Genomic DNA, 20,735 nt, shown 5'->3' on the forward strand with positions numbered 1-20,735 from the left:
AGTCAGAGAGTCAGAGAGGGAGGTGCGCGGTGTCGTTGTGCGCGGTGAGCGTCCAGCGCAGGCCGAGCCGGGGACGGTGCTGGTCCCACGGCTCCTCGCGCCAACGGGTGACGCCGGTGTTCTCGACGGTCAGCGGCAGTGGTCCCGGCCAGCCCTCCGGCAGCCGGAAGAAGACGTGGTGCGCGGCGTTGACCGCTTCCCCGTGGGTGACGAGCAGGAGCCGGCGGCCGGCGTGGAGCCGGGTGAGGGCGGAGAGGGTGCGGCCGATCCGCGTGACGTACGCGGACCAGGACTCGGCGCCGGGTGCCGGGACCCGCCACGGCTCCAGGACCGGGTTCCCGGCGAAGTCGCCGTGCAGCAGCGCCCGGGGGTGGCCGTCCGCCGTACCGAGGTCCTGTTCCCGCAGGTCGGGGACCAGGTCGACGGGGAGGCCGAGTGCCTCGGCGGTCTCCACGGCGCGGCGTCTCGGACTGGAACACAGCACGTCGATCCGCTCCTCGCGCAGCCGCGCGGCCAGGTGCTTCGCCTGATCGTGGCCACGGGGAGTCAGCCCCCGGCAGCCGAGCGGTCCGCCGACGGTGTCCTCGACGTTGCACCAGGCTTCGGCGTGGCGTACCAGCAGCAGTTCCGTGGCGCTCATCGCGTTTCCTTCTGAAGGTCCGGCAGGAGAGGGACAGGGAGGCGGGACCGCGTCCCCAGGGCCAGCAGGCAGGCCATCGCCAGGAACAGCACCGGCACGAGGACGAACCCCGCGCGCAGTCCCACGCGGTCGGCGAGCGCGCCGAGCAGGAGCGGGGACACGAACGCCGCCACCCCGACCAGGAGATGCAGCCGGGACATGGCACGGTCGGCCGCACCCGGAGCGCGCGAGGAGGCCAGGGAAGCACCGACCGGGAAGAACCCCGCGATCCCCGCACCGGCGGCCATCAGGCCGATCAGCCGCGCCGTGCTGGAATCCGCCAGCCAGAAGGCACCGAACCCGGCCGTCGCCGTCAGCAGCGAACCGGCGAGGAGGGACGCCTCGCGGCCGGGACGCCGTATGACCCCGAACCCGACGGCACGACCGGCCGACTCACCCGCGTAGTACAGGAGGAGGACCGCACCGGCCGAGGGAACCGCGGCTGCCGCCTCGGACCGGGGAGCGAAGAACACCACGCAGAGTTCGGCGGCCACCCCGGCGGCGACTCCCGCCGAGACCAGCCAGTAGGAAACCGGCAGTACGGCTCCTCTGCTCACGGCTTCGACCGCCACCGGCCCACCGCGCGCGGCGGACGGCAGCAGGAGCGCCAGCAGCAGGAACCACAGCGCCGGCCACCACCAGGCGCGACGCCAGCCGGTATCCGTGTGCGCGGCGGCGGTCACCAGCAGGGGACCGATCAGCGAGGCCAGGCTCGCGCAGAGCCCGTTGAGCGCCAGTCGGCTCGCTCGCCGCTTGGCGGACGCGTCGACGAGGACCGCTATCACCCCGGCCTGCGACACCGTGCTGGAGAGACCGAGTCCCGTGGCGGCGATGAGCAGCGTCGTCGGATCGGGTGCCACGGCGAACAGCACCGCACTCGCGGACAGCACGGCCGACGCGGTCCCGAGGACGCGTGCTCGTCCCCACCGCGCCGACCAGCGTGCGTAACCGAGACCCGACACGACCATCGAGGCGGCCAGCAGCGACGGGTACAGACCGATCGCCGCGTACGACATCGGCCAGGTCCTGCGTGCCTCGGCCAGGGTGGGACTGATCGCCGAGAGGGAGACGCTGCAACCGGCCTGGGACGCGTAGAGGACGGCATGGGGAAGCAACCTGGATCTACCGGTGGGCATGTTCTTCGAGGACTTCCGGGGTTCTGTGGTCGATGCGCCGGGTGGCGGCCGGTTCGAGAGAGCTTTCGAGGTCGTCCAGAGCGGCGCGCGCCGCGACGATGGCTCCCCGCAGCCGGCTCGCCGCGTCCTGCGGGTGCGGGACGGCGGCCTTCTCCAGCACGGCCTCCTCCAGCCGGCGTGCCTCGTCGAGGGAGTTGAGGACGACGCCGATGAGCAGGTTGACGAGGATGAAGGAGCCGAAGAGCACGTACGACGCGAAGTAGAAGATGCTCCAGGGGGAGATCGCCAGACCGGCTCTGACCGTCTCTCCGACGCCGTCGAGGGTGACGAGGAGGAAGAGGGTGAGCGTCGCGCGGCCCAGGGAGCCGTAGTGCGCGGGGTCGGCCTCGGCGAACAGTATCCAGCCGAGCATCGCGTACAGGTACAGCAGCAGCGTGCAGGCCAGCGCGAAACCGACCGCACCCGGAAGGCTCTTGCCGACGGCGACGATGATGATCCGCAGTTGCGGGAGCATCCGCGCGGCACGCAGGACCCGTGCGAGGCGCAGCAGCCGCAGCATGGTGGCGTTCTCGCCGGCCACCGGGAGGAACGCCAGGAGCACGATCGCGAGGTCGAAGAGGTTCCACGGGTCCCGCACGTACCGGCTCGGCCGGTCGGCGTGCGCGGCGATCCGCAGGACGGCCTCGACGGCGAAGGCGGCCAGGAACACGTGCTCGACGGCCTTGAGCAAGGGTCTCCACGCCGCTACGACTCCGGAGTACGTCTCGACGCCGAGCAGCAGCGCGTTGGCGAGGATCAGCCAGAGCATCAGCTGAACGAACCGGTCGGACTCGGTGACCGCGCGGCAGCGCTCGGCCACGGTCTGCCGGTGTGACAGAGGGGACAAGGGATTACTGCGCTCTCGTGGCGCCGGACGGATTCCCTTTCGTCGCCTTCCTCGCGACGGACGGCGGGGGAGCGGAGGGAGGTGTTTCCGTGGCCCCGCCGGAACCGGAGGCGGATCCCGGGGAGCGGATGGCGTCGGATCCGGAAGCCGGCCGGGAAGCGGTGGCCGGTGCCGGTCCCCTGGAGTCGCTGGGACTGTGCTGACCAGGCACCCCTCGCGAGGACACCGCCGCCTTCAGCAGCTCCGCCACCTCCGCGTGCCCCCCGCGCTCCGCGTCCGCGAGCGGCGTTCCGCCCCACCGGTCCCGGGGAGCCGGTGCCACCCCGTGCGAGAGGAGGTACCGTACGGCCTCCGTGCGGCCCTCCGAGGCGGCCAGGTGCAACGGTGTACGTCCGTCGTAGTCGGCCGCCGACAGATCCGCTCCCGACGCGGCGGCCCGGCGGATCTCGTCGAGGTCGCCCTGGCTGGCCGCCCAGCAGGCCGCGACCACGTTCTCCACCCGGCTCTGGTGGCGCAGCAGCCGCAGATCCTTGCGGTGCGAGGTCGCCGTACCCGCCGCGTGCGGATGGACGTTGTACGACTCGACCAGCCGTCGGCAGAACTCGATCCCCCGGACGGAGTTGCCCAGTTCGTCCAGTCGCGGCGACCAGACACACACCCCCAGGACCTGCGGGATGACGACGATCAGCGCACCCGAGACGCCGCTCTTGGCGGGGAGCCCCACCGTGAAGGCGAACTCGCCGGAGAAGTCGTACATCCCGCACGACGACATCAGCGACAGGCAGTGCTGGACGGTCTCCTCGTGGAACACCCGGTCGCCGGTCAGCGGACACACCCCGCCGTTCGCGAAGGTCGCCGCGACGATGCCGAGCCCCTGCGCGTCCAGCTCCACCGAGCAGCACTGGAAGTAGAAGTCCAGAGTCTCCTGGAGGTCGGTACCCGGCGGGAAGGCGTTGCGCTCCCGCATCGAGTAGCCGAGCGCGAAGTTGCGGTCCGCGGTCTGCCGTTCGGAGAGGTAGACGGCGTTGTTGAAGCCCGGCCTGCGTCCTCCGGCGAGCCGCTGCCAGGTCTGCGCCACATGGTCGAACCGGTCGGCGAGCGGCCGGCCGGGTTCGATCAGCGCGCAGCTCATGATGGCACCCGCGTTGATCATCGGGTTGTGGGGACGGCCCTGCCGGTTGAGGGTCAGCTCGTTGAAGCTGAGTCCGCTGGGTTCGCGTCCCACGTGCCGGTGAGCGGCCTCGACCCCCTGGTCCTCCAGCGCCATGCAGTAGCCGACGGTCTTGGACACCGACTGCACGCAGAACGGCACGTCGGCGTCGCCGATGGTGTGCCGCTGTCCGTCGACCGTGCACAGGGAGATGGCGAACTGCTCCGGGTCCACGCGCGCGAGCTGCGGGATGTAGTCGGCGACCGCTCCACCGCGCAGGGGGAGCACCTCCGCGTGGATCCGGTCGATGTCGGCCGTGAGGCCGGCGAAGTCCGGTACGACCAGCCGGCCTTGCATCGCGCGCTGCACCAGTCCGCTGTGGTGCTGGATCAGCGTGACGAACTCGGCGAAGCCGATCTCCCGCTCCGCGTCCTGGGTGGCGTCCAGGATCCCCTGGATCCGCGGGTCGTCCTCCAGGATCCCGGTCCGAGCGAGGTGCTCGACCAGTTCCGTGCGGGACAGCCCCTGGCTGGAGTCGTCGTCGAACGCGTCGAACAGAGCGCGGTAGGCGGGCTCGAAGGCGTCGGGGGAATTCAACGGGTTCTCGTTTCTTCGGTGGGGGGATTCTGCGGGGAAGGCGCGGTCCCCGGTATGTCGACCGTCCCGACCGACTGGATCCGCATCCCCGTGAAGGACAGGACCGGTTCACCGGCGAGCGTCAGCGCGTGGAAGCGGCCGAGCGTGCGGTCCTCGACGAGTTGGATGCCGTCCGGGTGCCGTACGAAGTGGCTGAGGTCGTCGCCGTGCCGGTAGATCTCCAGCCGGTCGAGCCCGGTGGGAGCGCTGACCGGGGTGCCGGACGCGCCGGCCGGCCGCAGCGCGTGGGTGCGTGCGAGCGCGTCGACTAGGAGCGCGGGGACGAGCATCCGGCCGTAGAACAGCGCGTCGGGCGCGGTCCGGGGACGCCAGAGGCTGCGACCGCCGTCCGAGGTGAACCGGTGGTCCGTGGTGTTGACGAACGAACCCCGCAGGGGGATGGGGCTGTCCGGTTCGTAGTACGGGTCGTACGCCGCCGTCCCCTCCGTGAGCGCCGGCGGGGCCTGCGCCTCGGGGTGCGCGTCGAGGTCGACGAGCGCCTCGGTGTGCAGAGCGTCCCGGCTCAGGACCCGGCCGTCCGGCGCGGAGGTGGTGGAGGTGACGGTCACGCGGACCGTGCCGGGTCCGGTCAGTTCGGCGCGGACCGTGTGCCGTACGCGACTGTCGGGACGTACCCGGATGAAGCGGTGGTACCGGACGTCCCGTACGACGTCGGGCCGGGCGCCGGGGACGAGCGCGGCGGCGGCCTCCGCGAGCAGCGCCAGCACCAGGGTTCCCGGGAGCGTCGGCAGACCGGTCACCGGGTGCTCCGACACCAGACGGACCTGACGGTCGGTGAAGGTCAGGTCCCACTCAGCGACGCCGGTCCCGCGCGGGCGGGGTACGCCGAGGAAGGCGCCGGTGCCGGCAGCTGCCAGCCGCGGCATGCGGCCGGCGATGAACCGTCGTTCGGTGCTCCCCAGTTGGACCACCCCCGGCAGCCAGCGCTGGGGGAGCCGCAGGAGGCTCAGGAAGTGCTGTGCCCCCTCCTCGTCCGAGACCTGGGAGAGATGACCCCGGCGTTTCACGGCGTCGCCGACCAGGTCGCGGGTCGCCATGCCGCTCTGCGACCACAGGGTCCAGGCGACGGTGAACTCGGTTCGGTCGGTGTGCGAGCCGGCCCTCGCCGCAGCGCCGAGGAGGTCGTTGGCGGCGGCGTAGTCGATCTCGCCGGGCAGCCCGAGGACCCCGGTGAGGGAGCCGAAGTTGCACCACTGCCGTACGGGCACGGAGTCGAAGGCGTCGCGCAGGCAGTGGTAGCCGAGGAGCTTGACGTCCCTGATGCGCCGGAACTCGCTCAGCGACTTGGTCGCGAGGTCGCCCCCGCGATGGACCCCGGCCGCGTTGACGAGCAGGTCGATACGGGGGTGCTCGGCCGCGACACGCCGCGCCGCCGCGCTCACCTGGCCGGGGTCGGTGACGTCGGCCCGCAGGTAGTGGACCCGGCCCTCTCCGCACAGGGCGCCGAGCCGGTCGACGGTGCGAGCGGCCTCGCGCGCCGAGGCCAGGATGTCGTACCGGCGCACCGCCTCACCCGGCGTCGCCCCCGCCCCGGTGCAGAGGAGGTCCGCGATGAAACCCCGGCGCCGGCCCGCGAACTCCTCGTCCGACTCGGCGCGGATCTCCGGCGGGACCGCGTCGAGGTCGCTGGACCCGATGAGCCACAGATGGCAGCGGTGCCGCCGTACGAGACGGAGCAGGATGCTCGCGGTGATGCCGCGCGCGCCGCCGACCGCGACGACCACGCTGTCGTCGTCCAGGAGAGACAGGAGAGGAGGCCCGTCGGGGGTGATGTCGGCGGGGGAGAGGGTCTCGGTGTGCCGCACGCCGTGCCGCAGGAAACTCACCGGGATCTCCGGCCGGTGCCGGGACGCCTCCTCGATCTGGCCGAGCGCCTCGGGGAGCGGCGCGTCGGTCGTGAGCGCGTGCAGCCAGACGTCCGGCAGGTCCCACAGCGCGCTCTTCAGCATCCCGGTGAACAGCGCCCCGTGCGGATGCGCCACCCCGCCGGCCTGCGGGTCCAGCAGACACACCACAGCGGAACCCCCGGCTGGCAGCTCCCGCAGCGCGAGGAACGCGGCCTCCTGCGCGGCCAGCAGAGCGGGACGGGGACGGCCGGGCCAAGCGGTCCTCGCCGGACTGACGAACACCCGCAGATGAGCGGGGCGCCCGCAGTCCCGCACCAGACCGGCCACGTACTCCTCACTGACCTTCGACCTGGCGTCCATGACGACCAGCGTGGCCCCGGCCGCACGCACCGCGTCGGCCAGCGACTTCGCGAGCGCCGCGTCGTCGACGATCACCAGACACCCGTCGGGAAGCGGAGCGACGGCCGGATGCTCCTCCGCACCGTGCCGCACCGGATCTGCGGTCACCTCGAAACGCATCAACTGAGGCCGCTCGCCGACAGGTTGCTCCTGGAGAGCCAACCGCCGCAGGAGTACGACGATGTCGTCGGCACCCCCGAAACAGCGGTTGGGGTCCAGCGGCGTCGCCGCGAGCGCGTCGGGAAGCTCCGCGAGGACCGGCCAGCCCCGCTCGGCGGCCTGCTCGGCGCTGGCCAGCGCGAGCAGGAAGGCACCCTCGCGTACCGCGTCGTCCGCCACCCCGAACAGCGCCCCGGACGCGGGCAGGGTGTTGCCGTGCGCGGCGACCAGGAGCGCCAAGTCGCAGTCCCCGTCGCGCAGATAGCGTGCGGCGACCGCGTAGGCGTCGCGCCCCGAGGTACGGCCCGTGTCGACGGCCAGCGCGGGACCGTGCAGGTCGTGCCGCCCCGCGATCCGTCCCGCGACCACGTTCGGGAGGATTCCCGGCAGCGAGTCGGGACCGACCTCGGCGACCCTGGCGGACAGCTCCGTACGGTACGTCCGCCACCAGCGTGCCGTCCGCGACGTCGTGCCGGCGGCGGAGTCCAGCGCCGAGGCGAAGCAGCGTACGGAGAGCTCCTGCGAGAGCCGGGTGGGTCCGCTGTGCGCGGCGATGACGCAGGTGCGGTCCGCGACGTCCTGCCAGAGGCGGCCGTGGTCGGCGCCGAGGCGCTCCACCAGCTGGAGAGCCATCAACTGGGTTCGGTCCACCGCACGGACGGAAGGGGGAGGCAGCCGTACGGTGGAGAAGGGGGGTGGGGGATAGGTGGCGCCGAAGGTGGGCGGGTGGTCACCCGAGTGCAGCGCCGCGAGCGCCGAGGCCGAGTCGGAGCTGTCCGGCAGGAGTGCGCTCCAGCCGACGAGGACGAGGGGAGAGGGGGAGGCGGGGGGCGCGGTGGGGGTTCCGGGGCGGTCGCTGAGGACCAGGTGAGCGTTGGTTCCGCCGAAACCGAACGCGGAGACACCCACTCTGCGCACCGCGCCGGGGGAGAACGGGACCGGCCGGGTGGGGATGTCGACCGTGCCGCCCCGCGGAGCGTCGTAGCGGGCCTGGGCGGGGATGGTCCCGTGCCGCAGACCCAGGACCGCGTGGATCACCGAGACGAGGCCGCTGGTCCACGCGCCGTGCCCGAAGAGGGACTTGTTGCCGGTGCAGTGCACACCACTCGCGAACTCGCCTGACAGGACGTCGAGTTCGGTGCGGTCGCCGAGCGGCGTCCCGGTGCCGTGGCCGACGACCCAGCGCACGCCGTGGGGACCGCCGTCCGCGTAGGCACGCCGGATCGCGAGCCGCTGTCCTTCGGCGCGCGGCGCGTGGAGGGCCTTGCCGCGGCCGTCGGAGGAGGCGCCGAAGCCGTCGAGGAACGCGAGCACGGTGTCGCCGTCGCGTTCGGCGTCGGAACGGCGTCTGAGGACGACCGCCGCCACCGCGTCGGAGAACAGGGTGCCGTCCGCCTTCTCGTCGAAGGCACGGACCTCGCCGGTACGGCTCAGACCCGTGAGCTTCGAGAACAGGACCTGGTACCGGATCGTGCACATGGACAGGCCGAGCGCCAGCGCGACGTCCGTGTCCCCCGAGCGCAGGCTCCGCGCGGCGAGATCGACGGCGTACAGGCCGGAGGAACAGGCCGCGTCGACGTTGAGACAGTCCGCGCGGTCGGGTACGAGTCCGCGCAGCGCCCGGCGTACCAGGCCGGCCGGCCCGAACGCGCCGGGCTCCGGCACAGCGCCCGGCAGCGCCGCCGACAACAGGTCCGCCACCGCGCCGGGTTCGAGTCCGGCGTCCGCCGCCTCCCGGGACAGCAGCTCCCGCAGCGCACCCTCCTCCATCTCCCGCGTGCCGTCGGCCCAGCCTCCGACGTACAGCGACATCCGGTCGGAGGCGGTCGGCGTCCGGCCGTCGAGAGCCTGCGCGACGGTGTGCCGGATCCAGCGCTCTACCGGTGTGGCTCCGACGATGTCCTGTGCGCGGGGGTGGAGTTGCGGGTGGTCGATGATCCCCGAGACGGCCGTGTAGGTGGAGTCGGCGGTGGCCGGGTCGGGGGAGAGGAAGTGCTCCATCGGGTAGCGGCGGCTCTGGTCGGTGAACTGCGGGGTGCCTTCACCCAGCAACTCCCAGAAACGCGCGGGGGATTCGGCTCCGGGGAGGAGGAGGCCGATGCCGGTGACGACGATCGGGTCGGGGTCTTTCCGGGGGGCGGGTACGTGTCTGAGGGCGGTGGCGGCTGCGAGGTCGGTGGCGTCGGTGAGTGCGGTGGGGTCGACGGCGGGGTGGGAGCCGGTGAGCTGGACGGCGTCGGCGGACTCGGTGTCACCGGCGGCGTGGGGTGTGCCAGAGGGGCGAGCGGGCGGACCGTGCAGAGCCGCGCCGCACGACAGTCCGCCGTCCGCCAGCAGCGTCTGGCCGGTGACGAACCCGGCCTCCTCGCTCGCCAGCAGGACGGCCAGCCGCGCCAGATCCCGCTCCGTCGGCAGCCTCCCCCACGGTGTCGCGTCCCGCGTGGCGCTCTTCATCCGCGCGGCGTCGGGGAACATGTCGCCGACCCGGTTGTCCATGACCTGACAGCCCGCGACATTGACCCGCACGCCGTACGGCGCGAACTCCACCGCCAGATACCGGCTGAGGCCCTCCATCGCGGCCTTGGTCGTCCCGACCAGCCCGTAGTTCGGCACCGTGTGCCGTGCCCCGTGGCTGGAGAGGTTGACGACGCTGCTCCCGGCCCGCCGCGCCAGCAGCGGCAGCGCGGCCAGCGAACAGTGCCGTACGGCATGGAGGTTGAGGTCGAAGGCGCGGCGCCAGTCGTCCTCCGTCAGCTCTCCGAGAGGGAGGAAGACCCCGCGAGCCGCGTTGTTGACCAGGACGTCCAGGCCGCCGTGTTCCTCGCGGACCCGCTCCATCATCCGGTCGACCTCACCGGGTTTCGCGACGGACGCCTTGATGAACTCGGCCGAGAGCCCCGACCCGGCGAGTTCGTCCACGAGCCTGCGGGCGTCCGGCTCGCTGTGGAAGCAGTTGACGATCACATGCGCACCCCGGACGGCGAACTCCTCGGTGACGAACCGCCCGACCCCGCGAGCACCTCCGGTGACGAGGACGACCCTCCCCGCGAAGGACGCCGCCGTCACGACGCGACCCCGTCGGCGATCTCCCCGAGGAGCCGGGCCACTTGGGAGAGGGTCGGATAACTCGTGACGCGCAGCCGCGCCTCGGGTCGCGGCAGGCCGTAGCGGTCCAGAGCGCGCGAGAACAGCTCGATCTGCCGTACGGAGTCGACGGCCAGGTCCGCTTCGAGATCGGCGTCGGCGGTCAGCACGTCGAGGGGGTACTCCAGTGCGTCGGCGTAGAGCTGCTGGAGTTCCTTGAGGAGGACGGGGGAGGACGGCAGGACCGGCTCCGGCGACTCCGGCGCGGGAGCGGGTACGGCCGGCTGACGGGCGGGCGGTACGGTCACCGGTCCGGTCCCGCCGAGGGCGGCGCGCATCGCGTCGAGGCCGCGACGGGTCCGCAGCGGTGCGACGGCTTCGGCGCCGGGAAGGTTCTCCGCCACGAGGTCCGCCAGGATGGACTTCGGTCCGCACTCCACGAACCGCTCGACCCCGTCGCCGTACAGCGCCGCCAACGCCTGCCGGAAGTACACGGGTTGCGTCAGGTGACGGACGATCGCCGCCCTGACGGAGTCCGCGTCCCGGTGGTAGCCGCCGTCGGTGGGGGAGTACACGGGGAGAACCGGAGCGGAGATCCGTACCTCTTCCACGGCGCTCCGGAAGTGCGCGGTCACCTGGGACAGCAGGGGACTGTGGAAGGGGTACGCCGAGCGGAGCCGGAAGCGGTCGACACCCAGCGTGTCCAACACCGAGGCCAGGACGGCGAGTTCGTCGTCGGGGCCCGAGACCACCGCCTGACGGGGCGCGTTGTCCGCCGCGATGTGTGTACGGGGGAGAGCGCAGCCGCGTACGAGCGAGCCGAGCCGGTCCGCTCCCAGCCGGACCGCGAACATCCCGCCGGGCGGTGGCGGAACCGTCCGGAACGCCGTATCGCGTGCGGCGAGCAGCCGTGCGCCGTCCGCGACGCCGATCGCGCCGGCGGCCACGAGCGCCGTCAACTCACCGACGCTGTGTCCGAACAGCACGTCGTGCCGGACCCCGAGCGGCCCCGACAGCAGCCGCCAGACGGCCAACGAGCCTGCGTAGAGAGCCAGATGGAGCCGTTCCGGGTCGTTCTGAAGCAGTGTGTCGGCGGTGGGGGCGGCGTGGTCGGTGAGCACCTCACGGACGGACCCGGCCACGGCCTCGTCCACCTCCTTGAGCACCTCGTCGACGCCGTCGACATGGACCAGATCGGCGAGCGCGCCGGGGAGATAGGCACCCTGGCCGGGGAACATCAGGGCCCCGGCGTTTGCCCGGGTCGTCCGGTTTGATCATGTGATGCCGTAGAGGCTGAGGACGAGGGTGCGTTCGGTGTGGGCTCGGCGGCCGGCGGCGGTGTTGACGTACCCGGCAAGCTTGAGCGCACCGCGGATCAGGTCGCGGACGGCGGCGAGGACTGAGGGCGTGTTGTGGGTCCTGACCTGGGACTTGTCCTCGTTGAAGGTCACATCCCGACACCAGTGGACGGTGTTCTCCACGGTCCAGTGCCCGCGAGCCCATGAAGCGATCTCGGCGGCACTCGCTTCCTCGGCGGGCAGGTCGGTGATGGCGTAGACGGTCTCGCTGGACCACTTCTTCGCTCCGTAGAGACGGCGTCTGCGCTGGATGCGCAGGACCTGGGCCGCGTGGGGAAAGAGCAGGCCGTTGACGGTGACGACCTGGACGAGACGCTGTTCGTGGCGGCCGTGGCCGCGGGCGTCGTCACGGTGGATGACGGGGATCTCCTTCCAGGGCAGGGCGTGGAGCTGACGGGCTTGGCCGCGCTGGTTGTTCTTGATGGTCAGCAGGTAGTGGGCGCCGCGTTCGTGCAGGTAGGTGGCGTGGTCGCGTTGGGCGTGGAGGGCGTCGGCGGTGACGACGGCCCCCTTGAGATCGGCGTCGTCGAGCTGGTCGAGCAGGGGTTGGAACTCGGGGATTTCGTTGGTCTTCGCGCCGATCTCGCGGGAGGCGAGGGTGATGCCGTCGCCGTGCCGGACGGCGGAGAGCACGAAGACGCGGCTGCCGTCCGGGCGCTTCGCACTGCGCAGGCACTTGCCGTCCACCGCGATGGCCCGGCGCCGGGAGCGCACCGGTTCGGCGCGGGCGGCCGCCCGGTGGGCGCGGCGCTGTTCGCGTTCGATGCCGCCGTCGGGCATGAGCGGCTCGGGAGAGTGGGACACCGTGGACAGCAGGGGCCGCAGGTGGTCGTAGCCGGCCGCGCTGACCTCACCGGGATCGAGCCGCCCCAGAACGGTGCGCAAGGTCTTCTCGCTCGGGATCCGGTAGCGGCCGCGCAACGGATGGTAGGGCAGACCGAAAGCGGCCAGTTCCTCAGGCGTCGCACGTCGGCACCACTCCGCCGCCGCGGTGATGGAGTCATGGCCCGCCGGGGTCATCGCACAGACCACCAGGGCCAGCAGCGAGGAGACCCGGTAGCGCACCCCGCACGCCCCGCGAGGATCGGTGACCGACTCGAACTCGGCAACCAGGCCGCGGACTTGGTCTCGCGCGGCATCCGAGCCGAGGGCCTCCAGGCGGGGCGCCGGAGAGACGGGAACGACGGCAGGGGATGATGGAGGAACGAACACGGCACCTTCGTGGATCTTGCAGCGTAGAGAACTCCATGATCCACAGGTGCCGTGTTCATCTGCTTCCGAGGCCCGCCAGCATGATCAACCGGCCCAGGCCGGGGCGATCCGGGCAAACGCCGGGGCCCTGCGGGGAACATGACGGCAGTCCGCTGAATCATTCGGATTCCTTTCGGCGTCGTTCCTTGCGAAAAGGCAACCGGTTTCGCGGTATCCGGGTCAACGGCTGGACGGCACCGGTGCGTTGAACATGTTGAACGCCGATCGCCGGACCGCCGGAAAAGAATGGAAAGCAGATTTAAGCGGGGTGGAGTGGTCCCCGGCACTGACGGAGAGTGCTTTGCGATGGGTGGGAATTCCTTGGTAGAAGGGCACGATTCCACGAAGTGACCTGTCTGTTCTGGGAGATCGAATGACACGGAGCCGCCTTCCGAACACCCGATTGCGCACCCTCCTCGAAGAGGCAGGCTGGACACAGGAGGGACTGGCCCGCGCCGTCAACGCGGTAGGCTCGGAAATCGGCCTGCGGCTGAGGTACGACCGGAGCGCGGTGGCGCACTGGCTGTCCGGCAGCTGTCCCGAACAGCGGGTGTCGGCCCTGGTCTGCGAGGCGCTGCGGCGCCGTACCGGACGGGTCGTGACAGCGGAGCAGGCGGGGTTTCCCGCTACGGCGGCCGGCCTCGAAATCGGCGGGAGCCGTCTGGGCGCGCTGCTGCACGAGCTGTCCCCGAACCTCCCCTACCAGTCGGCCGCCGTGCTTCCGGGGCAGCGCGGCGGAGGCGATCCGCCGGTCGTCCCCGCGCAGAGAACCGACCCCACGGGGCAGCCGTGGGGAGCCGTACGGTTCTTCACGGAGGTCTTCCTCGCGCACGGAGGCGGATTCGCGCGGACGACGCTGCGCGCCTACCTGTCCGACGCGATCGCGGGTCGGCTGGCCGGCACCGGCACGCCGGCCGGCCGTACGCGGTACGCGGAGGCGTCGCAGCTCACGCTGCTGCTGGGCCGGATGTACGCGGACGACATGCTCCACGGCGCCGCACAGCGCTGCTTCCTGACGGCCCGGGACCTCGCGCTGGCCGGCGGGCACCAGGGGCTGGCGGTGATCGCGCTGCGGACCCTGAGCACCCAGGCCCACAGGTTGGGCCACCTCAGGACCGCGGACGCCGCCGCCGAGGTCGCTGCCCGGACGGCCCGGCACACCCCGCGAGCCGTCCGGGCCTTCACGCAGGCCCAGTTGGCGGTCACGGCGGCGAGCAGGGGGAGGCGTGCGGACGCGCTGCGCGCGCTGTCGGCGGCGGACTCGGCGGCGGACGGCGCCGCGCAGACCCGCGGCCACCCCTTCGAGTCGTACCCCCGCGCCGACCTGGAGTTCCAGCGCGCCGGGGTCCTGCTGGCGCTCGGCGAACCGGCTCAGGCCGCCGACGCGCTCGCGCACGCGCTGGCGACGCGCCCCGGAGCCGACCGCCGGGGAGCCGCCCTGACCAGGCTGCGGCTGGCCGGGGTCCTCCTGTCGCTCGGGAGACTGGACGAGGCGCGGGACCACGAACGGGTGCTGCGGGGGGAGGGGACGGGGCTGCGGTCGGTGGCGGTGCACCGTTCGATGGAGTCGCTGCGGCAGACGCTGCTGCGGGTCGCGGGGAGGGTGGGGGAGGGGTGACGGGCTTCAGGACGGTGTCGGATCGCCGGGTACGGGAGGGTGTTGAACCATGTTCGGCGGATCGGCCGGCTCTTCCTCGGAGCGGTCCGTGAGGGAGCGGATTTCCAGAACACGGTCGAAGGGGTCGATCATCTGGCACCTGTCGTTCCGGGGAGAAGGCGAAGATAGCGGTCCATATGATCGAGAGTGCACCAATTCCAGGCGGACGGTAGCGCGTCGTATTCGACAGTCGGGAAATGCGGATCGGTTTCCCTCGATCGAACTACCGCGCATCTCCTGGAAGCCGGCGGCCTGAGCGCGGTCCCCTCAGGTTGTCCCTCAGCACGAGGGGACCGCGTGACCTCCCAGACAGGAAGGCGCGACGCCAAGAGCAGGCGTGCGTCTCCATGGTGGACGGCGCGGCGGAATCAGCGGCCGGAAGACGGCCGAAGCCCCCGAAAGTGTTCATCGCGACCGATTCCCCCACACCGGACGCGCCGATACGGTACAAGCGAGCGCGCGCTCATTTGTTCCGGGCGCCCCGGGCCACGTTGAGCGCCGGGCGGCCCACACACCATGCTGGCGGGCGACTCCTTCGCGGCGCCTCAGCACCGCCGCGCGGGGGCCTTCCAGACCTCAGGCACCAGGAAGGTCCGATGACCAGCAAGCAGGTGACGTCATGACGTTATCCCCGACGTCCCCGAACCCCGAGGAACCCGCCGCCCGGCCCGTACGCCGGCGCGGCCGGCCCCCGGAGGCGATCGAACCGCAGATCGGCCCCACCCACCGCGCGTGGCTGGAACCCGTCCGCACCCGCCTGTTCGCCAGCGGCCTCACCCTGGACGAACTCGTCGGCCGCTCCGGCTACTCGAAGACCCGCATCTCCGAACTCCTGCGCGGCAAGGGCTACTACCCCGGCTGGGCCATCACCTACAGCGTCGTCCGCGCTCTCGACATCCCCGTCCGGCCGGTGCACCGCCTGTGGACGTCCGCCGCGCACGAGGCCCGCAAGAGCCCCGGCTGGATCGAGCACCGCGTCGACGACGCCCGGCCCCCCGACAGCGAGGTCCCGCCGGTCGCGCACCGCGGCTTCACCGAGGCGATGGCCCACCCGTACACCGCGTACGCGCACGCCTTCCTCCAGTCCGAGCAGCGCGCCCGCACCACCGTCGGCGAGGTCTTCGACATCCTCTGGCTCACCTGGGACCAGGCCGTTGCCGCCCCCGACACGCGCCGGTACGCCTGGCACCTGCTGCGCGGCCGGGTCCTGCACCGCGCCCACCGCAGGCCCGACGGCCGCCCCGACCTGCGCGCCGCCGCCTTCGCGACCGAGGCCCAGGCCCGCATCCACGACCTCGGCGAACGCTTCGCCCACATCGAGCGGTTCACCCGCTTCTTCGACGCCGTCGCCGCCCTCCCCGAGGACCAGCGGGACGTCGTCGTCCTGCGCTACCTCTGCGGCATCGACCCGCACGCCGTGCCCGGCGTCCTCGGCCTGTCCCCGGCCATCACCCACACCCTGGACCACCACGCCCGAGGCGCGCTGGAGGTCCAGGTCCCCCACCTCGACGAACCGGGAGCGACCACCCCGTGACGACCGCCATCGACGACCTCCTCGTCCAGTCCCTGCTGCTGCGCGACCCCCGCGTCCCCAGCGACGTCGTCCCCTACGAGGAGGAGTACGACGACGAGGCGCCCGCCGCCGGCATCCCCGGCGACCCCTGCGCCGCCCGCTCCCTCGACGCGCTGTGCGAGGCCGCCCTCCTGCACTGCACCCCCGACCGGCTCGCCGACTTCGTCACCGACCAGCTCCCCGAGCCGCCCGTCGCCTGGACCCTCGGCTGCGCCCTGCACCTCGCCGGGCTCCAGAGCGGCGCCCGCTTCTGGTGGCAGTACGCGGCCGGCGCCGGGGACCGGGCCGCCGCCTACAGCCTCCACCTGCACCACCTCGCGCAGGGCGACCCGCACGCCGCCGCGCTCTGGCGCGCCCAGGCCAGCGCCGAGGACGACTTCATCGGCACCGACACGGACACGGCGACCGTGCTGCGGGTCCTGAGCCGGCTCACCGAACAGGCCGCGCCGCGCGCGCACACCCCGGCCGCGACCGCCGTCATGGACTTCGTCCGCACGGCCGTCGCCATCGGGTACGACCGTCACCCCGGCTTCGAAATCCCGTTGCCGGGGCCGGACTTCGCGGTCCACCTGGAGATCATCGCCGCCGCGACGACCCCTCGCCGCCACCCCCCGGCCCGCCGCCACCCCCTGCCCAACCGCCCCGCCCGCCCCCGCCCCGCCCCCGAACCCACCCTGGAACGCCTCACGGTCGAGGTGACCTCCGAGGACGGCACCCGCCTGCGCTACTACCTGGTCCAGTAACGCTGCTACAGTGGATCTTGAGCCGGTCACCCCAACTCGGGGCCCCGGACAGTGCGTTGGTGGTCCAAGGAAAGACGCCCCGCTTCCTGCGGGGAGATGCAGGTGCAAGGCCTGCCCGGCGCTCTACGACGAGGAGCCCGTCCCTTTCGAGGGGCGGGCTCCTCGTTTCTTTCAGCTCAGCGGCTCGCTCAGTTCGATCGCCCGCATCGCCGCCGCCAGCGCCTCCGCGTCCCCCACGTCCAGCGCCGTGTCCGTCAGCTTGATGACGTGTTCGTCGCCGTGTGCCAGAGCCTGTTCGACGACCTCCTCGGGAGCGAGGGTGGTCGGACGGAGAGGGACGGGCTCGGTCGGGGAGTACATCGCCGTCACCGCCGCCGAGGCCGTCCACGCCGCGTGGAGGCTGGGGGCCCACAGCGCGCGGGGGAGTGCAGGGAGCGTGCGTAGGACGGCGTTGGGGGCCGTGGCCGCGTGGACCAGCATGGTTTCCTCGCCGTGGCCGTGGGTGGCGTAGCGGTGGGTGGCCGCGCGGACCAGTTCCGTGAGGCGGAGGTGCGCCTCGTCGGGGTCGGTGACCGTCGACGCCCACACCGGGAGCGCCCGTACGCGCGCGAGGAGCGTCGGGAAGCCGCCGTTCTGGTCGGTGAGGGGGCGTACGGCGTCCAGGGCCGCCGCCGCGCTGCCGGCTCCGGTCAGGGGGGTGAGGGCGGGGAGCGTGTGGTGCCGGGCGGCCCAGTAGCCGAGGCCGTGCGCCAGCTCCGTCAGCCGGGGCGCCGTCCCCTCGCCGGCCAGCAGGGTGCGTACGGCGTGCCCGACGCGGATCACGGGGTGCGTGGAACCGCCGTACAGCCCCGGCAGCAACCGGGGCCACCACTGCGCGAGCACGTCCCGCCAGGGCCGTACCGCCAGCTCACGCTCGAAGTACCCGATCCAGTCGGCCGCCCGGCGCGGATCCCCCAGCGCCGTACGCCAGTTGTCCACCGTCACCGCAGCGACGGCGGACGGGAACTCCTCCAGCCGGGACGCGTACAGGTCGAGCCACCGATGCACGGCCCCCGCGCGCCCACGCGCGGCGAGCGCCTCCACGGCCATCGGCGCGTGATTGGTGAGCCGCCCCAGCCGCTCCGGCCCCGAGCCGTGCAGCCGCTCCAGAGCCTCGTCGAGAATGCCGGTCGTGTCGTCCATGAACACGACGCTAGGCGGACGGCGACGACGACGTAACGGCCGGAAGGCGTAGGACCGCTCGGGCGGGCTGGTCCAGAGGGCCTACGTCTCCCGGACGAGCACCGCTCACAGCGACATCCACGTCCCGTCGGCACCGGATTGCCGCCGAGTTCGGCGACCTGCACGCCACGTTCCCCAGCTACGCGTCGAACAATTTCCTACGGCCGCTTGTACTCCAGGCACTTCAGCGGCGTCGCGCTCCCGTTGTCGAGGCAGACCAGGACGCTGCCCGCGCCGCCGGGTACGTCGGCCGGGACGGTGGTGTTGATCGTCCGGGTTCCGTTGCACAGCGTGCCCGTGCTGCGGGCGTCGAGGAGGCGGCCGGAGCCGTCGAGTGTGCCGAACCAGGCCCGGCGGCAGTCGGTCGCGGACACCGAACGGTAGGTGCCGGTGAAGCTGACCGAGCGGTTGTTGAAGGTGAGGTCGCCCCGGACGTACGTCGCGCCGTAGGTGACGTCGACGTGCGTGGGCGCGGCGGCGGCCGGGGAGGTGAGCGCGGCGGTCAGGCCGAGGGTGGCCAGGGCGAGGACGGAGTGGCGCAGCGGAACCATGATGAGAAACCCCTTGGGTCGAAAGGTGTGGACCAACGCGTCCACCCTGTCGGCCGGTTCACCCTTGCCGCGACGGTTACGGCAGGTAGCGCCCCCAAATCGGTAGCGTCCGCACGTCAGTTCCCGATGCCTGTCTTGATCTCCCGCACCCGGTCGAGGTACTCCGACGCGTCCGTCGGCTCCATGATCATCCGGAACTGGTAACTCTGGTTGTGCGCGTCGACCGTCGCCATGACGTGCTGGAACTCCCAGCCCGCCCCCCGGCCTGCGCCGTACGAGGTCCTCGGCGGTCATCCTTGCCAGCACCCGCTCCGCCTGACGCGACGTCGGCCGAGGTGAACGGCCCCTCCAGGCGCCCGCCGACATGGTCGTCCGCCGGCTCGAAGTACGCCGCGTCCTCGGCGCTGTCGTCGGGGCCAGGCCCGGTCAGTCCGGAGGCGTCACGCGTCAGGAAGTACCCCAGGTTCTTCTCGTGCTCGGCCGGCGCCCACGCCTGCACGGGAGCTCGCGCGTCGCCGTCAGGAAAGGGCACGCAGGCCGGTGCGGATTTCGTCGAGCAGGATCTCGGGCTGTTCCAGGGCCGCGAAGTGCCCGCCCTTGTCGGCCTCGCCGTAGTGGATCAGATTGCTGTAGGTGTCTTCGATCCAGCTTCGCGGCAGGCGTGGGATGTCCTTCGGGAAGACGGTCACCGCGACCGGCAGCGTCAGCTTCGGGCCGGCGAAAGTGCCCGATCTGTTCTCCCAGTAGATGCGGCCGGACGACGCCGCGCTGTTGGTGAACCAGTAGAGGGATATCGCGTCGAGCATGTCGTCCATGCTGAGGGCGTCCTCGGCGAGCCCGTGGTTGTCGGTCTTGGACTGGAACTTCTCGTAGATCCAGGCCGCCTGGCCGGCGGGAGAGTCCGCCAGCGCGAATCCGACAGTCTCCGGCTTAGTGCCCTGAAGATGGTTCGACCCGCCGAGATCGCCGGTGTAGACGGCGAGGGTCTCCACGGCGTCGCGCTGCTCGGGCGACAAGGTGTCGGGTATCTGTGCGGGAAACGCGAACTGGGTGTTCAGGTGAATTCCGAGCAGCCCCTCAGGCCGCATGACCCCGAGCGCGGTGGTGACGACGGCACCCCAGTCGCCGCCTTGCGCGGCCCATCGCGTGTAGCCGAGCCGCTTCATCAGCTCCACCCACGCACTCGCGATGCGCGGTACGGTCCACCCGGTCTCCGTGGGCTTCTGGGAGAACCCGAACCCGGGGAGCGACGGGACGACGACGTCGAACGAATCGGCGACGTCTCCTCCGAACGCGACCGGATCGGTCAGCGGGCCGATCAGCTTCAGGAAATCGAGGATCGAGCCCGGCCATCCGTGCGTGAGTATCAGCGGCATCGCGTCGGGATTCTTGGACCTGACGTGGATGAAGTGGATGTCCAGCCCGTCGATCTCGGTCAGGAACTGGGGGAAGCGATTGAGCTCGGACTCCAGGCGCCGCCAGTCGTAGCCGCGCTGCCAGTGGTCGACCAGGGACCTGGCGTTCTCCACGCGAACCCCTTGCGACCAGTCGCCCACCGTTTCCGGATCCGGCCACCGGGTCCTGGCCAGTCGCCGCTTCACGTCGGCGATCTCCGCGTCCGAGATGGAGACGGTGAACGGACGGACGAGGGCCGAGGCCGGCGGTATCGGTGCGGTCATTGCCTTCTTCCCTTCCCTTGAGCTTCGAGGCACAGGGCAACCCTTCGCTGTACACCGCTGTGCAGTGAGTTTCACTGTACACCGCTGTGCAATAATTGTGTCGTGCCCGCCGAGTCCTCCCGTGTCCGCTCGATGAACGAGACACGCAATCGCATCCTCGACGTCGCCCTCGATGTGCTGGGAGACAACCCCGACGCCGCGATGGGCGACATCGCCTCCGCCGCAGGCGTCGTCCGGCGCACGGTCTACGACCATTTCCCCTTGCGCCTCGACCTGGTTCGGACACTCGCGGAACGGGCCGTCACCGAGGTGGCGGCCGTGCTCACCGAAGTCGACGCCCCCGACGCGGAAGCGGACGCGACGTGGGTCGAGTTCATCGCCCGCCTCTGGCCGGTGGCGCACCGGTACCGAGTGCTGTTGGCGCTGCGCCGTGGCGAGTACGGCGAGGCCATCCACAGCCTGCTCGGGCCGGTCGACGAACTCCTCGCCGACCTCGTGAAACGGGGCCAGGACAGCGGCGTGTTCGCACAGCACCTGCCGGCGGGCATCCTGAGCCAGCTCGCCTACGGCGTCGTGTTCTCCATCGCGGACAGCGACCCGACGAAGGGGCCCTCCGGCGCCCGAGCGGCGACGATCACGAGCCTGCTGATGCTGGGAGTTCCCGAGACACGCGCAGTCGCTCTCGTGGACGACCGGCCCTGACCC

General features: G+C 71.7%; 14 protein-coding genes. 4 read left to right on the forward strand and 10 right to left on the reverse strand.

Translation table 11 applies throughout. From position 1 onward, the window contains the following. Positions 1 to 10: 10 nt before the first annotated feature. From J8M50_RS43780 to J8M50_RS43810, 7 genes are all read right to left on the reverse strand, one after another. Entirely contained in the window at positions 11 to 640 is a 630-nt protein-coding gene (locus J8M50_RS43780; protein ID WP_010357033.1) for a histidine phosphatase family protein, read from the reverse strand. Continuing rightward, on the reverse strand, positions 637 to 1,815 hold the full coding sequence (locus tag J8M50_RS43785) for an MFS transporter (RefSeq protein WP_078481154.1): 1,179 nt from the start codon (positions 1,813 to 1,815) through the stop codon (positions 637 to 639). Before J8M50_RS43785 ends, J8M50_RS43780 begins: the two co-directional genes overlap by 4 nt. After that, a complete protein-coding gene (locus J8M50_RS43790; RefSeq protein WP_078481158.1) occupies positions 1,802 to 2,623 on the reverse strand; it encodes an ion transporter in 822 nt (273 codons plus the stop codon). Before J8M50_RS43790 ends, J8M50_RS43785 begins: the two co-directional genes overlap by 14 nt. Before the next feature lie 82 nt (positions 2,624 to 2,705). Further along, positions 2,706 to 4,448: a glutaminase A gene (glsA, locus tag J8M50_RS43795; protein WP_010357036.1), complete on the reverse strand. Its 1,743-nt coding sequence runs from the start codon at positions 4,446 to 4,448 to the stop codon at positions 2,706 to 2,708. Then, positions 4,445 to 9,979: an SDR family oxidoreductase gene (locus J8M50_RS49920; RefSeq protein ID WP_010357037.1), complete on the reverse strand. Its 5,535-nt coding sequence runs from the start codon at positions 9,977 to 9,979 to the stop codon at positions 4,445 to 4,447. Before J8M50_RS49920 ends, glsA begins: the two co-directional genes overlap by 4 nt. Beyond that, complete coding sequence (locus J8M50_RS43805) at positions 9,976 to 11,235, reverse strand: acyltransferase domain-containing protein (RefSeq protein WP_063748130.1); 1,260 nt, start codon at positions 11,233 to 11,235, stop codon at positions 9,976 to 9,978. Before J8M50_RS43805 ends, J8M50_RS49920 begins: the two co-directional genes overlap by 4 nt. A 36-nt stretch (positions 11,236 to 11,271) precedes the next feature. Beyond that, the gene (locus tag J8M50_RS43810; protein WP_006378747.1) at positions 11,272 to 12,567 is read right to left on the reverse strand and encodes an ISAs1-like element IS1629 family transposase; all 1,296 of its coding nucleotides are present in this window, start codon (positions 12,565 to 12,567) and stop codon (positions 11,272 to 11,274) included. Positions 12,568 to 12,979: 412 nt separating this feature from the next. On the opposite strand from J8M50_RS43810, the gene J8M50_RS43815 reads away from it, so the two are divergent. From J8M50_RS43815 to J8M50_RS43825, 3 genes are all read left to right on the forward strand, one after another. After that, positions 12,980 to 14,224: an NsdA family TPR-like regulatory protein gene (locus J8M50_RS43815; RefSeq protein WP_010357039.1), complete on the forward strand. Its 1,245-nt coding sequence runs from the start codon at positions 12,980 to 12,982 to the stop codon at positions 14,222 to 14,224. Positions 14,225 to 14,882: 658 nt separating this feature from the next. Next, positions 14,883 to 15,797 carry a sigma-70 RNA polymerase sigma factor region 4 domain-containing protein gene (locus J8M50_RS43820; protein WP_010357040.1) on the forward strand — a complete coding sequence of 305 codons (915 nt, stop codon included), beginning with the start codon at positions 14,883 to 14,885 and terminating at the stop codon, positions 15,795 to 15,797. Continuing rightward, positions 15,794 to 16,579 carry a hypothetical protein gene (locus J8M50_RS43825; protein WP_010357041.1) on the forward strand — a complete coding sequence of 262 codons (786 nt, stop codon included), beginning with the start codon at positions 15,794 to 15,796 and terminating at the stop codon, positions 16,577 to 16,579. The genes J8M50_RS43820 and J8M50_RS43825 overlap by 4 nt, the downstream gene beginning before the upstream one ends. A 171-nt stretch (positions 16,580 to 16,750) precedes the next feature. Here the strand turns inward: J8M50_RS43825 and J8M50_RS43830 are convergent, their stop codons facing one another. The 3 genes from J8M50_RS43830 to J8M50_RS43840 all read right to left on the reverse strand — a co-directional run bounded on the left by J8M50_RS43830 (position 16,751) and on the right by J8M50_RS43840 (position 20,030). Continuing rightward, positions 16,751 to 17,761: a questin oxidase family protein gene (locus J8M50_RS43830; RefSeq protein ID WP_010357042.1), complete on the reverse strand. Its 1,011-nt coding sequence runs from the start codon at positions 17,759 to 17,761 to the stop codon at positions 16,751 to 16,753. A gap of 197 nt (positions 17,762 to 17,958) precedes the next feature. Next, on the reverse strand, positions 17,959 to 18,351 hold the full coding sequence (locus J8M50_RS43835; protein WP_040837562.1) for a hypothetical protein: 393 nt from the start codon (positions 18,349 to 18,351) through the stop codon (positions 17,959 to 17,961). A gap of 518 nt (positions 18,352 to 18,869) precedes the next feature. Then, positions 18,870 to 20,030 carry an epoxide hydrolase family protein gene (locus J8M50_RS43840; RefSeq protein WP_010357045.1) on the reverse strand — a complete coding sequence of 387 codons (1,161 nt, stop codon included), beginning with the start codon at positions 20,028 to 20,030 and terminating at the stop codon, positions 18,870 to 18,872. A 102-nt stretch (positions 20,031 to 20,132) separates the two neighbouring features. Between J8M50_RS43840 and J8M50_RS43845 the strand changes: the two genes are divergently transcribed. Next, the gene (locus J8M50_RS43845; protein ID WP_010357046.1) at positions 20,133 to 20,732 is read left to right on the forward strand and encodes a TetR/AcrR family transcriptional regulator; all 600 of its coding nucleotides are present in this window, start codon (positions 20,133 to 20,135) and stop codon (positions 20,730 to 20,732) included. Positions 20,733 to 20,735: the final 3 nt, after the last annotated feature.

Source organism: Streptomyces acidiscabies, from assembly GCF_020010905.1.
Lineage (GTDB): Bacteria > Actinomycetota > Actinomycetes > Streptomycetales > Streptomycetaceae > Streptomyces > Streptomyces acidiscabies.

Coding starts and splice junctions, on each gene's coding strand:
- J8M50_RS43780 (WP_010357033.1), bottom strand. CDS start 640: ATGAGCGCCACGGAACTGCTGCTGGTACGCCACGCCGAAGCCTGGTGC.
- J8M50_RS43785 (WP_078481154.1), bottom strand. CDS start 1,815: ATGCCCACCGGTAGATCCAGGTTGCTTCCCCATGCCGTCCTCTACGCG.
- J8M50_RS43790 (WP_078481158.1), bottom strand. CDS start 2,623: ATGCTCTGGCTGATCCTCGCCAACGCGCTGCTGCTCGGCGTCGAGACG.
- J8M50_RS43805 (WP_063748130.1), bottom strand. CDS start 11,235: ATGTTCCCCGGCCAGGGTGCCTATCTCCCCGGCGCGCTCGCCGATCTG.
- J8M50_RS43815 (WP_010357039.1), top strand. CDS start 12,980: ATGACACGGAGCCGCCTTCCGAACACCCGATTGCGCACCCTCCTCGAA.
- J8M50_RS43820 (WP_010357040.1), top strand. CDS start 14,883: ATGACGTTATCCCCGACGTCCCCGAACCCCGAGGAACCCGCCGCCCGG.
- J8M50_RS43830 (WP_010357042.1), bottom strand. CDS start 17,761: ATGGACGACACGACCGGCATTCTCGACGAGGCTCTGGAGCGGCTGCAC.
- J8M50_RS43835 (WP_040837562.1), bottom strand. CDS start 18,351: ATGGTTCCGCTGCGCCACTCCGTCCTCGCCCTGGCCACCCTCGGCCTG.
- J8M50_RS43840 (WP_010357045.1), bottom strand. CDS start 20,030: ATGACCGCACCGATACCGCCGGCCTCGGCCCTCGTCCGTCCGTTCACC.